Genomic DNA, 12,086 nt, shown 5'->3' with positions numbered 1-12,086 from the left:
GGTCGAGCGCAACTACTTCCGCCAGAGCCGGTCGAATCTGGACAACATGGCCTCGAGGTCGAACGCGGGCGCATCAGCTCGCAGGACGGCTGGCAGATCGTGAGCCAGGCCCGCCTCCACCTTGCGACGTCGGTTCGCGTCGAGGGCGAACGGCTTGTCCTGACACGCGAGCCGGTCGGCATTCAGCTCGGCGAGCCGGCGTAGACGCCCGTTCACGACGGTCTGGCGACCGCATGCCCCAGCTTTCGCCCGCTCGTTGTGCGGCGACGGCCGATGCCACGATCTGATCGCTGACTGGAGTTGATCCGTTTTGTGGAGTCCTTCCCGCTGTGGGTGGAGGATTAGTCCACGAAGCCGCGCAGGCTCCACGGAACCGGATCAACTCCACTTATGAGCCGCGACGCGGCCCACGCCGATCAAGGCCAGCGACCCCAGCTATCACCGCCGCCTGGATGGCCGCCGGCGACCTCGCTCAGGTAATGCCGAGTTGAGGGAGCTTGCTCGGCGCGAAGACGAGCATCGCGATCACGAACAAACCAGGCATTTCGCCCATTCCGAGGTGTATGGTCGGCACCATACCGGCAGCTCGGCGGTTAGACCCAAAGGGGCCTGCCCGCTAGTCTCCAGGGATGAGCGTAGCCCGCCGCATGGGCACACCGGATTCGGCGCGGGAGAGGTGTAGACTGACGTCATGAAACCCGCAGAGCCTGCGAACTACAGCGCACGCATCTACAGCGCCCCGCTGTCGCGGCGTGAGGTAAGCCTGCTGGCTGAATGGGAGCGGGAGCGGCGCGTCATCCTCACGATGGACGTCATCCGGCAGGCGGTGGGGGCCGATGCGGCGCAGGATGTGGCCTGGCGACTCGTCCAGAAGAGGGCCTTGGCGCGCATCGGCCGCGGCAAGTACCTGGTACGCCCTCTCCGCACGCTCAACCGGGCGACGACCCCCTCTGCGGCCGTCCTGGCGGCAGCGCTGTTACAGGGTGAGCCGTACTACCTTGGCGGCCGCTGGGCGCTGACCTTTCACCGCCTGACCGAGCAGCAGTACTCGTCCGCGCTGGACGCGTTCGCGGCTCGACGCCACCAGGGCCGCCGGCTCGGCGCTGCCCGTCTCGCGTTTCACCGGGTGCAGGCCGCGCAGTTCGATTACGGCATCGCGGCGGTAACGGTCGAGGGCGTGCCGGTGCAGCTCAGCGATCCCGAGCGCACCCTGCTCGACCTGCTGGACTTCCCGTCCGTCGCGGGCACCAGCGACGACGCGCTCCGGCTGGTCGAGCCCGTGCTCCCGAAGGTCTCGGCGCGCAAGCTCGTCGAGTACGCGGCGAGAGGTTCCCGGAGCAGCACGTGTCAGCGGCTCGGCGTCTTGCTCGAGCGAGCGGGCGTATCGGGCCGGGTAGTCGCCGCCCTTCACGAGAGAGTGCGGTCGACGAAGTCGGTGCTGTCGATGCGCCCTGGGGTTCCTCGGGTAGGGCGCCTGAACCCGAGCTGGCGTGTCGTGGAGAACGACGCGTGAGCGTGAGCCCGCCGCCGCTCCCGGAGCGCCCGCTTCTCGCGGACCTGTGCCGCGAGGCGGCCGCGCGGGAGCGCGTCGAGCCGCAGCTCATCGAGAAGGACTTCTACCTGACGAGGCTGCTCTGGGCGCTCGGCCAGCGGTTCGGGGACGCGCTCCTGCTGAAGGGCGGGACGCTCCTCAGCAAGGCCGACCTGGGCTTCTTCCGAATGTCGGAGGACGCGGATCTTGTGCTGCCCGGAACGCCGAGCCGGCGAGGGTTACAGAACGTCAACCGCATGCGCCACGTGCGCGACGCGATCAAGGACGTGGCCGGGGAAGTAGGCGTGTCGGCGCGGTTCCCAGCGGGGGAACTGCACAACAAGGCCGCGCATGGCGTCTGGCAGCTCGACTACGCCTCCGAGTTCGGCCCGCAAGGAATCATGCTCGAGGTTTCCATCCGTCCGGTGCTGCGTCCAGTGCGCGAAGGCCGGCTTCGACAGCTCCTCGCCGATCCGCTTGCGAGCGACATGACCGACGCGAGGTGCTTCGCGCTCGACGCCCTCGAAGCGCATGCGGAGAAGGTGCGGCTGCCTTCACGCGCGAGGCTATCCGCGATTTCTACGACCTCGATCGTTTGCTCGACGCCGGCGCCGATCTGTCTTCGCCAGCGTTCGTGGGTCTCGTCGATGCCAAGCTCGCCGAGTTGAATGCCGACCCTCTCTCGCGTCAGGGCAGGTCGTTCGCCCTGGACGCGAACCGACGTCGCAAGGTGGAGGCGGGCCTGGCTCACGATCTGCCAGCCGTCCTGCGAGCCGATGCGCCCGCGTTCGACCTCGAGGCCATGTTGTCCAGATTCGACCGGCTCTGGCGGAAGTAGTTGCGCTCGGCCCAGCGCATAGATGGCAGGCAAGTTCACGCTCAAGAAGTGGGACTCGGCAGCGCACCTCAAGACGGAGGCCGACATCAGTCGGTACTGGGAGGCCTGTCTCGAAGAGGGCCGCGACGATCCCAGCTTCATCACGACCGCCCTCGGGACCATCGCTCGTGCGCGTGGGATGTCGCAGCTCGCGCGCGAGACCGGGCTGACGCGGGAGGGCCTCTACAATGCGCTCTCGCCCGGCGGAAACCCGGAGCTCGGCACGGTGATGAAGGTCATCCGAGCGCTCGGGCTCGAGCTCAGGGGTGCGGCCGCGAAGGGGTGAGGGTTCTTCCCGCGGAGCCTGCTCCATACCTGCTCCACGCCGGAGGAGGATCCGAGGGGAATGCGGCGGAGGGTCGAGACGGGGAGGGGAACGCTGAAATGACTGTGTCCACGGGCGAATCTGGAGGAAGTGGAGCGCCTTCGCCTGGTTAGGAATCATGTTCACTGTCCGTTCAAATCCTGTCTCCCCGACTCATCGAAGCCCCTGAAGTTGCCGGCGAAAGCCTCCGTCCCGGAATCCGGAAGAGTGTGCCTGGGTTGTGCCTGGGGCGCCACGGGCCAGCTCTCCGGCAGGTTCGAAAACAACCAGGTTCGCGTCGATCGCTCTCCGGGCATCGCTCGTCTGCAGGTGCAGGTCGTGGGCCTCGGTCACCGGATGTCCGAGTGTCCGAGCACCTTCCGGATCGTGTGGATGGGGACCCATGCCTTGGCGAGCAAGGTGCCGGCCATGTGCCTCAGCTTGTGGATGGTGATGCCCCGCGGGATCGGGGTGACCCACAGCTTGAAGTTGCACTTTGGACAGCGCGTGACCGCGTTCCCCCCCCCCGTCGAAGTCGTTCGTCGAGATGGAGGGCGAAGCGATCCGCGACCGGATGGCTGGGCGTTCCGGGCGGAGTTCCCCCGGTCCGCTGTCGCGGCGGTCGAGGCTTACGATCGCCGTCCCGTCAGCCGCGGCGTCCACGGCCTCGCGGGCCGCTGGATCGTGAACGGTTCGGGGCGAGGCATCGTCACCATCGCGCTCGAGCCGAAGCAGCGCGCCTACGGGATGGGGTGCCCCGTGCGGCTGCGGGACCTGCTGGTCAGCGTGGACGATCCGGAGGGGCTGATGTCGTCACTCCTGAAGACAATAGACGCTCGCAAACCAGTCGCACTGGCCGGTGAAGCCCCCGCCGAAGAATGACATGGCCGGATACTCGTAGGCGGAGGCGGACGTGAAGTCGGGCGAACCATACGCCCCGTGCCAGGCGAGGGTGGCGTCGGTCCAGTCCGAGCACGTCGTGGCAATCGAGCCGATGGCTGCGGGTATTGCCGAACCGCTCCAGGCGCGGAAGGGCTGCCGGTAGCTTCCGTCCGCCCATAGATTCAGGGGGGCGAGCAGGTTGCCCGATGCCAGGTCGGACGGCGTGGCGGCGACTTGCACGCCGTCTGGTCGTACCCAGGGTGCACCAGTCAGGTCGAAACGAGAGATCGCCGAAGCCGTACTGGTCGCGACGAGAGCCTTGTAGCTGCCGGTAAGGCCGGCGGCGATCGCCTCCTCTTCGCAGAGCAGATCGAACTCGGGCAGGCCGCTGGCGTTTCCCTGAAGCTCGGAGTTCGAGACGAAGGCGATCCTGCCCTGGGGAGTGGAAGGCGGCAGGGTCGCGGTCACGTCGGTGCCGAAGCAATAGACGTGATACCTCAGGCCCGAGGAGCAGGCGGTGTACGCCTCCTGACTGAAGCTCCGCCCGCCGGTGGTCACCTTCCCCATGATGACGTTGTCGGTGGTGTTCGACCAATCCCCGCAGTTGTAGCCCGCTGCCAGAGTGCCATCCATGTTCGTCCCGGTGAGCACGTCCGGCCGGGCCAGCGGGCGCTGGTTCTCGTCGAAAAGGACTGGGTACTTCTGCTGCCCGGCGATGATGCTTGCGACCGAGTCAGCGAAGGGAAGGCCATCGAGCCGCACCCAGCCCTGGGACGAGCCGAGCCGGTCTCGCGCAGCCACGGTCGAGGTGGACATCCAAGCCACGTAGGTGCCGGGCAACCCGGCAGCGGTCGCGCGCGCGGCGCACTCGGCGTCGGCCCTGGTGAGCGAGACATCGTTCGGCAGGAAATCCGTGGAGGTGGCGAAGACGTAGTTCGCGCCGAGGAAGACCGCGCTCACCGTCGCATCGGCCGTCCCCGTGAACTGGCAGGTCCCGGTCCCGCTGCACGCGCCGCCCCAGCGCACGAAACGGGCGCTTCCCGGTGCGGCGCTGAGCTTGATGGTTCGCCCCAGCACGAACGAGCCGCTGCACGTGCCCGCATCGCACGAGATGCCAGGAGGATCGGAGACGACCCTCCCAGTCCCGCCACCGTCATGGCGGATCGACACCGAGAGGTTGTGGCGGAGCAGCCCGAAATTCGCAGTCACGGCCGTATCGCCGTCGAGCGTGAGGGAGCAGGAGCCGGTGCCGGAGCACACGCCGTCCCACCCCGAGAAGAACGATGCCACGTCAGTGGGATCGGGCACCGGGGTGACGGTGATCTGAGCGCCCTTTCGATAGGTCCCGCTGCAGGCGCCGACCGCGCAGGCGAGGCCGTCCGCCGTTACCCACCCGCTTCCCTCTCCGGCCAGCCCTACCGTGAGCGAGACGCCCGCATCGAAGTCCGCAACAACGGCGCGATCACGATCGAGGGTGAGGCGACAGGCCCCGGAACCCGCGCAGTCACCCGACCAGCCCATGAAGAACGCGCCAGTGGATGGCGTCGCTGTGAGGGTCACGGTGCTGCCCAGAGGGTATCTTCCTGAGCACACATCGTTCGAGCAGGTGAGGCCGTCGCCGACGACTACCCCGTTCGCGTTTCCATGGAGCGTGACTTCGAGGGAGGCCAGCTGGGCCGGGGTGGTCCCCCCGTCAGTCGGGCTCGGGCTCCGAGATCCCCCGCATGCCAAAACGAGCATTGCGACAGTGACGGTGAGTAGAAGGCGCATGTCTTACACTGACACGTTCGCCTTCCCCGAGGGGCCATGATCGGGCGCGCGCGAGCAAATCATCGCACGGACGCACCGTGCGCATCACGCCAATGGGGTACACGCGTCGCGCGCCGATCCGGACGCGCCGCCCTAACCTCGGCCGCCCTTGAGGAAGTCTGGCCCCACGCCGATCCCATCCAGCGCCCGGCCACCCGGTCGGACCAGCCGTGCCACCGGAATCTCCATCGGGACTTCCCAGCAGGTGAGGGTACTCGTGACCTTCCCGCGCCCGGCGGTGTTGGAGCCGAGCACCGTCGCGCGCTGGTGGTCCTGAAGTGCCGCCCCCACCGCTTCGGCAGCTCCGGTCGTGTCTTCGTTCACGAGCACCACGACCTTCGCCTGCTCGAGGGCGGTGCTGCGTCGGCTAATGAGGCTTGCGCCGCCGCCACGCATGGCGCTCGCGAACCAGGGCGGAAGCGGCGCACTCGTGGCTCGCTCGTGCAGTCGCGCTGCCGGCGCCCGTCGCGTCTTCTACTGGACCACCCCGACGCCACCGCGGGTGCGTCTCGCTGCCTGCGGCCCACCTCGGCCCGAACCGCTCCCCGCCGCTACTTCCTCAGCACCACATGCGTAGCCTGGCCCGTCCCGACGTGCTCCGTGCACTTGTAGCCGAGGCTCACCGTATCGATGCCCGCGAGGAGGTGCTCGCCACGGCCGAGGAGCACGGGGGAGATCGCGAGGTGCAGCTCGTCGACGAGCCCCGCGGCGAGGTACTGGCGAACGGTGGCGACCCCGCCGCCGAGCCGGACATCCTTCCCCTGAGCCGCCTCGGTCGCGCGCCTCAGCGCGGCATGGATCCCGTCGGTCACGAAGTGGAACGTCGTGCCGCCCTCCATCGTGATGGGCGCGCGCGCGTGGTGCGTGAGCACGAAGACGGGCACGTGGTAGGGCGGGTTCGTCCCCCACCAGCCCTTCCAGCTGTCGTCCGCCCAGGGCCCGCGCACCGGCCCGAACATGTTGCGGCCGAGGATCCAGGCGCCGACGTTCTCGAAGCCGCGCGCGGCGAAGTCGTCGTCGATGCCTGTGCTGCCGGCGTCATCGCCGATGAGCGACCCGGCGAAGTCGCGGTGGAGCTTCTGGAACGTCCGCGTGCCGAGGACCCACTGGTGCAGCGCCATGCCTCCGACGCCCATCGGGCTCTCGAGAGCCTGGTCGGGACCAGCGCCGTAACCGTCGATCGAGATCCCAAATGCGTTTACGCGAAGCCTCGACATGAGAGTGACTCCCGGAGCCAGGGCAGATCGACAGGGCGCCTTGGGGCGCCGACGACATTCCAGGTAGTCAGTCTAACGTCGGCGTCGCGCGGCGCCGGGTCAGCCGCGGCACGCGCGGGCGGCGGCTCCTACCCGGCCCGCCTCACCCCCCGATCACCAGCTCCATGCAGACCGCCGAGGCCGGGCAGAGCGCCCTGAACTCCTCGCTGCCCGCCACTACGGCCGGCGCGCTCGCCCGGTCGATGCGCCGGAACCCGGCCTCCTCGAACCAGGGCGCGGCGGTGGTCGTGAGCAGGTAGAGCGCGCGTGTCCCGGTGCGCCCAGCCTCGGCGAGCGCCTGCAGGTACAGCGCCTTCCCGAGCCCGGTGGACTGGAGACGCGGCGCCACGGCCAGCGACCGGAGCAGGGCGTCCTCCCCATGCCGCTCGAGCGCCACGGCGCCCACGAGCTCGTCGCCGCTCCGGGCCACGAAGAAGGTCTGGCCGGCGCCGCTCACGTCGGCCGCAGGCAGATGGAGCCGCTCGAGGAGCGCGCGGATCGCGGGCAGGTCTCCGGGCGACGCTACCTCGATGTGCACCAGCGACGCGTCGGGCTGCGGGAAGACCACCGCGAGCCGCCGCCGCAGCTCGTCCCGGACCTGCCGGAAGGCCTGGAGCCGCTCGGCGTCGGTGGCGCCGGCGGCCGCGGGATCGGGCAGGCCCCAGTGCAGGCGCGTCGCCTTTCCCAGCCAGGCGGGACAGACCTCCTCGGCGCAGAGGGTGATGACGGCGTCCACGTCGCCGGCCGGGATCTCGCTCACGCTCTTCGAGAACTGCCCCGAGCTGTCGATGCCCACTTCCGCAAGAGCCTTCACGGCGAAAGGGTTCAGGGTCCCCGGTTGCGAGCCGGCGGACGAGATCCTCACCCCGGCCGGCGCCCGCGCGCGGGCGATCCCCTCGGCCAGCTGGCTGCGCGCGGAGTTGGCCACGCAGAGGAAGAGCACGTGCCGCGGCGCGCTCGCCCGGAGCCGCTCGGCCTCCTCCCGCCAGGTCTCGGTCACGGCTCCCTCCCGGCCGCGGGGCCCTCCACCGCCACGGCGCAGTTCGCCACCTTGGCGAGCTCGCCGGTCTCGCCCGGGAACCAGCGGTCGCGGAGCTTCAGCGCCACGTTCACGAGCCCGATGAGCACCGGCACCTCCACCAGCGGGCCGATGACGGCGGCGAAGGCCGCCCCGTGGCCCATGCCGAACGTCGCGACGGCCACGGCGATGGCGAGCTCGAAGTTGTTCGAGGCCGCGGTGAAGGAGAGGGTGGCGGTCTGGCCGTACGTCGCCCCGACCTTCCGGCTCATGAAGAACGACGCGAAGAACATGAGCAGGAAGTAGACGAGGAGGGGGAGGGCGATCCGCACCACGTCGAGCGGGACCTGCACGATGGTCTCGCCCTTGAGCGAGAACATCACCACGATGGTGAAGAGCAGCGCGACGAGGGTGATGGGCGAGATCTTCGGGATGAAGACCTTCCGGTACCACTCCTCGCCCTTCAGCGCCCGCAGCCCGAAGCGGCTCGCCACCCCGGCGAGGAAGGGGACGCCCAGGTAGACGAAGACGCTCCGCGCGATCTCGCCGATGGTGATGTGGACCTCGGCGCCGCGCAGGCCGAGCCACCCGGGCAGCACGGTGATGAACAGCCAGGCGTAGACCGAGAAGAAGAGCACCTGGAAGATGGAGTTGAAGGCGACGAGGCCGGCGCAGTACTCGGTGTCGCCCTTCGCGAGGTCGTTCCAGACGATGACCATCGCGATGCAGCGGGCGAGGCCGATGAGGATGAGCCCGACCATGTACTCGGGCTTGTCGCGCAGGAACACGACGGCCAGCACGAACATCAGCACGGGGCCGACGACCCAGTTCTGCACGAGGGAGAGGCCGAGTACCTTCCCGTTGCGGAAGACGCGCGGCAGCTCCTCGTACCGGACCTTCGCGAGCGGCGGGTACATCATCAGGATCAGGCCGGCCGCGATGGGGAGGGACGTGGTCCCGACGCTCAGGGCGTTCAGCGCGGGGACCACGCCGGGCACGGCCCAGCCGAGCAGGATGCCCGCGCCCATGGCGAGGAAGATCCAGAGGGTGAGGTACCGGTCGAGGAAGGAGAGGCGGCGGGCGACGCTGGCCCGGGCCGGGGCGGCGGCGAGGGACTGGGACATGGCGGCTCCTAGAGGCTGCCGACGAGGGACTTGAGCCGGCGCAGCGCGCGGGGCTCGAGGCAGTAGCAGACGCGCGGCCCGTCGATCTCTCCCCGGACCAGCCCGGCCTCCTTCAGCACCTTGAGGTGCTGGGACACCGTGGACTGCGCGAGCGGCAGCTCGTCCACGATGTCGCCGCAGACGCAGGCGTCGCGCCGCGCCAGCAGTCGTAGGATCTGCACGCGGGCGGGGTGTCCGACGGCCTTGGCGAGGGTCGCCAGCTCCTCGTCGGCCTCGCTGCCCTCCACCGGGCGGAGATCGGGCTCCTCGCGCGAGTCGCCGGGGCCGCAGGCCGGTGCTTCCTTGAGTCGGGTCGCCATGAATCGTTCTTCTACGATGCCGGCGCGGGGCGCGCAACCCGCCTCGCATCGGCGCGCGACGGACGGGAGGCGGAGGTAAAAACGTGAACGATCGCGCGGCACAGTGGAATGCCGCTCGAATCCGGCTTGCGTGCGAGTTCGTTACATCGTAAAGCGACGATGAACGAAGCCACTGACCCCGGAGGAACGCCATGGCCGACCCCGCCGCAACGTGCTGCTCACCGCTTCCCGGATTCGCGGCAGCCTCGCCGGCCGCGCCGCCGGCCATCGCCCCGCGGCGGCCCGTGCTCGCCGTGCTGGCGTGGACCGCCGCCTTCCTGCTCGCGAGCCCGGTCGCGGACGGCCTGACGTACCGGCTGCTCGGCCTCCGCCCCGGAACGGCCCTCGGCGACGCGGTCCGCTTCTTCGCCTACGAGGTCCCCCACGTCCTCCTGCTCCTCGTCGCGGTGGTCTTCGTCATCGGCGTCGTGAACACCTGGTTCACGCCGGCGCGCGTCCGCACCCTGCTCGCCGGTCGGCGCGAGTCGGTCGGGAACGTGCTCGCGGCCTTGCTCGGCGTCCTGACCCCCTTCTGCTCCTGCTCCGCCGTCCCGCTCTTCATCGGCTTCGTCGAGGCCGGGGTCCCGCTCGGCGTGACCTTCTCCTTCCTCGTCTCCGCGCCGCTCGTGAACGAGGTGGCGCTGGTGCTGCTCCTGGGGCTGTTCGGCTGGAAGATCGCCTCCCTCTACTTCGTCACCGGCCTCGCGCTCGCGATGCTGGCGGGCCTGATCCTGGGCCGGCTCGGCCTCGAGCGGCACATCGAGCCGTGGGTGAGGGAGCGTCGCGCGCTGGGCACCTCCGCCGTGGAGCGCGAGCTCGCGCTCCCGGAGCGGCTGCTCGAGGGGGTGGCGGCGGTCCGCAAGGTGGTCGGCAAGACCTGGCCCTACGTGATCGTCGGGATCGGCGTCGGCGCGTTCATCCACGGCTGGGTCCCCGAGGGGCTCCTCGCGAGCTTCATGGGCCGCTCGGCCTGGTGGACCGTGCCGCTCGCGGTCGGCCTCGGCGTCCCGATGTACGCGAGCACGGCGACGCTCATCCCCATCGTCCAGGCGCTGCTCGCCAAGGGCGCGGCGCTGGGCACCGTGCTCGCGTTCATGATGGCGGTCGTCGCGCTGTCGCTCCCGGAGTTCCTGCTCCTGCGGCGCGTCCTCAAGCCCCGCTTGCTCGGGACCTTCATCGCCGTCGTCGCGACCGGGATCATGCTCGTGGGGTGGCTCTTCAACGCCGTGCTGTGAGCCGCGACGGGGGCGGCCTGGCGTAGGGGCTCGCGGCCAGGATGCGACACCTCCTGGCAGCCGCCCCAGCCAGGCCTTGCCCGCCCGCCCCGGCGCCGCCAAGCGTTCGTGCCGGTAGCCGGGGCGCGCCTGCCCCGTTGGGAGCCGCTCATGACGAAGCAGATCCGCAGCCTCTCGCTCCTCCTCGCGGCGGCCGCGTTCGCGGCGTGGGCCACGCCGGCCCAGGCGGTCCGCGAGTTCAAGCGCACCTTCGGCTATCCCGCCTCCATCACGGTCACGGATCTCTGCGCGTTCCCGGTGGACATCGACTCGACCGTCTCGCTCACGTGGATGCGGTTCGTCCGCCAGAACGGGACGGTGATGGCGACCTTCCAGGTGACGGAGCAGGACACCTTCAGCGCCAACCAGCAGACGCTTCAGGGGCTGCCCTACACCTACCTCGAGGTCGCGCAGGCCGACGCGAATGGCGAACTCACGGGCCTGGTGCAGCAGGGCGAGTTCGAGAAGGTGCCGCTCCCGGACGGAAGCCTCTTCCTCTCCGCCGGGCGCATCGACCTCCTCGCCCATCCGGACGCGCAGTTCATCGTGACGCCGGACGTGGGACAGTCCGGCGACGTGGCGGCGCTCTGCGCGGCGCTGGCCCCGTAGCCGCCCGGCGGCGGACGGAAATGCGTCATCCGGCCGCCCTCAGCGCCCCTCGTCGCCCGACAGGGCGGCGTAGATCGCGACGACCCGAGTGGCCGCGGTGACGCCGGTGGCGACCGCCACGAGGACCAGCGCGCCACCGGTCAGCACGTCACCGGCCCCGGCGCCGAGCAGGACGTCGCCGAGCGGGGAGAGCGCGCACGCGCCGCCCACGGCGGCGACCCGCTCCGGGCGCTGCATCCCACCGACCTTGCAGGCCGCCCCGGCGCCGAGGGCCTCGCCTCGCGCCCGGGCATAGCTGACGACGACGGACGCGCCCGCGACCGCGAGGACGGCGGCGAGCGCTGGACTCGCGCGATAGTGGATGGCGAGCGCGCCCAGCACGAGCAGCTCGCCCACCCGGTCGAGCGTCGAGTCGAGGAAGGCGCCGGCCCTGGTGCTCCGCGCGGAGGCGCGCGCCACCTGTCCGTCGAGGGCGTCGAGGCTCGCCCCCAGGAGGTAGAGCCAGCCTCCGACGCCGATCGCGCCGAAGCCGATCAGCGCCGCCGCGCTGGCGACCAGGACGGCGCTCGCGACGGTGACGGCGTCCGCGTGGATCCGCCTCCGCACGCAGAAGCGCGTGGCGGGAGCCCACAGGCGGATCCAGGCCTGCTCCGCGGCGCTGCGCCAGCCCGCGGGGTGGCCCGGCAGCGGAACCGGGATGGCGTCCCCGAAGGAGCTCGCCGGGCGCAGTCCGCGCGGATCGACCGGTGAAGAGATGGAACCGGCGACCTCGGGCGGTGAGCAAGAACGCATGAACGACCCTTCCCCGGGGAGCAGTTGACGCCGGCGCCGCCGGTGGACCTGAGACGCATCTCGAAGATCCGCGGCCCCCTTCTACACCGGGCGCTGCGCGAGCCCGATGGGATCGTGAGTGGGAGTGGGAGCCGCGGACCTTGCTGTGCAGTCGCTCAGGACCCCCCGCGCCGGCGCGAGTTAAGGCGGCGCGGCTTCCACGAGGTGAGGGT

The 12,086-nt window shown here is 70.2% G+C and carries 14 protein-coding genes; 6 read left to right on the top strand and 8 right to left on the bottom strand.

The features are described 5' to 3' along the window. Positions 1-12: 12 nt before the first annotated feature. Positions 13-216 (bottom strand): hypothetical protein, encoded by a 204-nt coding sequence (locus tag AMPC_RS08660; RefSeq protein WP_248345744.1) that lies wholly within the window; start codon positions 214-216, stop codon positions 13-15. Between the two features lie 475 nt (positions 217-691). Between AMPC_RS08660 and AMPC_RS08655 the strand changes: the two genes are divergently transcribed. The 4 genes from AMPC_RS08655 to AMPC_RS08640 all read left to right on the top strand — a co-directional run bounded on the left by AMPC_RS08655 (position 692) and on the right by AMPC_RS08640 (position 3,594). After that, positions 692-1,513 (top strand): type IV toxin-antitoxin system AbiEi family antitoxin domain-containing protein, encoded by an 822-nt coding sequence (locus tag AMPC_RS08655; RefSeq protein ID WP_248345743.1) that lies wholly within the window; start codon positions 692-694, stop codon positions 1,511-1,513. Further along, entirely contained in the window at positions 1,510-2,199 is a 690-nt protein-coding gene (locus tag AMPC_RS08650; protein ID WP_248345742.1) for a nucleotidyl transferase AbiEii/AbiGii toxin family protein, read from the top strand. The genes AMPC_RS08655 and AMPC_RS08650 overlap by 4 nt, the downstream gene beginning before the upstream one ends. A gap of 192 nt (positions 2,200-2,391) precedes the next feature. Further along, complete coding sequence (locus tag AMPC_RS08645) at positions 2,392-2,694, top strand: addiction module antidote protein (protein WP_248345741.1); 303 nt, start codon at positions 2,392-2,394, stop codon at positions 2,692-2,694. Positions 2,695-2,904: 210 nt separating this feature from the next. Further along, the gene (locus AMPC_RS08640; RefSeq protein WP_248345740.1) at positions 2,905-3,594 is read left to right on the top strand and encodes a hypothetical protein; all 690 of its coding nucleotides are present in this window, start codon (positions 2,905-2,907) and stop codon (positions 3,592-3,594) included. Here the strand turns inward: AMPC_RS08640 and AMPC_RS08635 are convergent. From AMPC_RS08635 to AMPC_RS08610, 6 genes are all read right to left on the bottom strand, one after another. After that, positions 3,526-5,334 (bottom strand): InlB B-repeat-containing protein, encoded by a 1,809-nt coding sequence (locus tag AMPC_RS08635; protein WP_248346286.1) that lies wholly within the window; start codon positions 5,332-5,334, stop codon positions 3,526-3,528. The two genes, AMPC_RS08640 and AMPC_RS08635, sit on opposite strands and share 69 nt — an antisense overlap. 162 nt (positions 5,335-5,496) lie before the next feature. After that, positions 5,497-5,736 (bottom strand): S41 family peptidase, encoded by a 240-nt coding sequence (locus AMPC_RS08630; protein ID WP_248345739.1) that lies wholly within the window; start codon positions 5,734-5,736, stop codon positions 5,497-5,499. Positions 5,737-5,954: 218 nt separating this feature from the next. Then, positions 5,955-6,539, bottom strand: a complete 585-nt coding sequence (locus AMPC_RS08625) for a dihydrofolate reductase family protein (RefSeq protein WP_318654322.1) — start codon at positions 6,537-6,539, stop codon at positions 5,955-5,957. Positions 6,540-6,762: 223 nt separating this feature from the next. Further along, entirely contained in the window at positions 6,763-7,659 is an 897-nt protein-coding gene (arsN2, locus tag AMPC_RS08620; protein WP_248345737.1) for an arsenic resistance N-acetyltransferase ArsN2, read from the bottom strand. Then, positions 7,656-8,801, bottom strand: a complete 1,146-nt coding sequence (gene arsB, locus AMPC_RS08615) for an ACR3 family arsenite efflux transporter (RefSeq protein WP_248345736.1) — start codon at positions 8,799-8,801, stop codon at positions 7,656-7,658. Before arsB ends, arsN2 begins: the two co-directional genes overlap by 4 nt. 8 nt (positions 8,802-8,809) lie before the next feature. Continuing rightward, complete coding sequence (locus AMPC_RS08610; protein WP_248345735.1) at positions 8,810-9,160, bottom strand: ArsR/SmtB family transcription factor; 351 nt, start codon at positions 9,158-9,160, stop codon at positions 8,810-8,812. 284 nt (positions 9,161-9,444) lie between these two features. On the opposite strand from AMPC_RS08610, the gene AMPC_RS08605 reads away from it, so the two are divergent. Together AMPC_RS08605 and AMPC_RS08600 are read left to right on the top strand one after the other, a co-directional pair. Continuing rightward, positions 9,445-10,434, top strand: a complete 990-nt coding sequence (locus tag AMPC_RS08605) for a permease (RefSeq protein WP_248345734.1) — start codon at positions 9,445-9,447, stop codon at positions 10,432-10,434. Positions 10,435-10,584: 150 nt separating this feature from the next. Beyond that, positions 10,585-11,082 (top strand): hypothetical protein, encoded by a 498-nt coding sequence (locus AMPC_RS08600; RefSeq protein ID WP_248345733.1) that lies wholly within the window; start codon positions 10,585-10,587, stop codon positions 11,080-11,082. A gap of 39 nt (positions 11,083-11,121) precedes the next feature. Here the strand turns inward: AMPC_RS08600 and AMPC_RS08595 are convergent, their stop codons facing one another. Beyond that, complete coding sequence (locus AMPC_RS08595; protein ID WP_248345732.1) at positions 11,122-11,874, bottom strand: CDP-alcohol phosphatidyltransferase family protein; 753 nt, start codon at positions 11,872-11,874, stop codon at positions 11,122-11,124. Positions 11,875-12,086: the final 212 nt, after the last annotated feature.

Source organism: Anaeromyxobacter paludicola (assembly GCF_023169965.1).
GTDB classification, from domain to species: Bacteria; Myxococcota; Myxococcia; order Myxococcales; family Anaeromyxobacteraceae; genus Anaeromyxobacter_B; species Anaeromyxobacter_B paludicola.
Note: the sequence above shows the minus strand (reverse complement) of the source record. Positions and strands in the feature narration are given on the sequence as shown.

Coding starts and splice junctions, on each gene's coding strand:
- AMPC_RS08655 (WP_248345743.1), top strand. CDS start 692: ATGAAACCCGCAGAGCCTGCGAACTACAGCGCACGCATCTACAGCGCC.
- AMPC_RS08645 (WP_248345741.1), top strand. CDS start 2,392: ATGGCAGGCAAGTTCACGCTCAAGAAGTGGGACTCGGCAGCGCACCTC.
- AMPC_RS08635 (WP_248346286.1), bottom strand. CDS start 5,334: ATGCTCGTTTTGGCATGCGGGGGATCTCGGAGCCCGAGCCCGACTGAC.
- AMPC_RS08625 (WP_318654322.1), bottom strand. CDS start 6,539: ATGGGCGTCGGAGGCATGGCGCTGCACCAGTGGGTCCTCGGCACGCGG.
- arsB (WP_248345736.1), bottom strand. CDS start 8,801: ATGTCCCAGTCCCTCGCCGCCGCCCCGGCCCGGGCCAGCGTCGCCCGC.
- AMPC_RS08610 (WP_248345735.1), bottom strand. CDS start 9,160: ATGGCGACCCGACTCAAGGAAGCACCGGCCTGCGGCCCCGGCGACTCG.
- AMPC_RS08600 (WP_248345733.1), top strand. CDS start 10,585: ATGACGAAGCAGATCCGCAGCCTCTCGCTCCTCCTCGCGGCGGCCGCG.
- AMPC_RS08595 (WP_248345732.1), bottom strand. CDS start 11,874: ATGCGTTCTTGCTCACCGCCCGAGGTCGCCGGTTCCATCTCTTCACCG.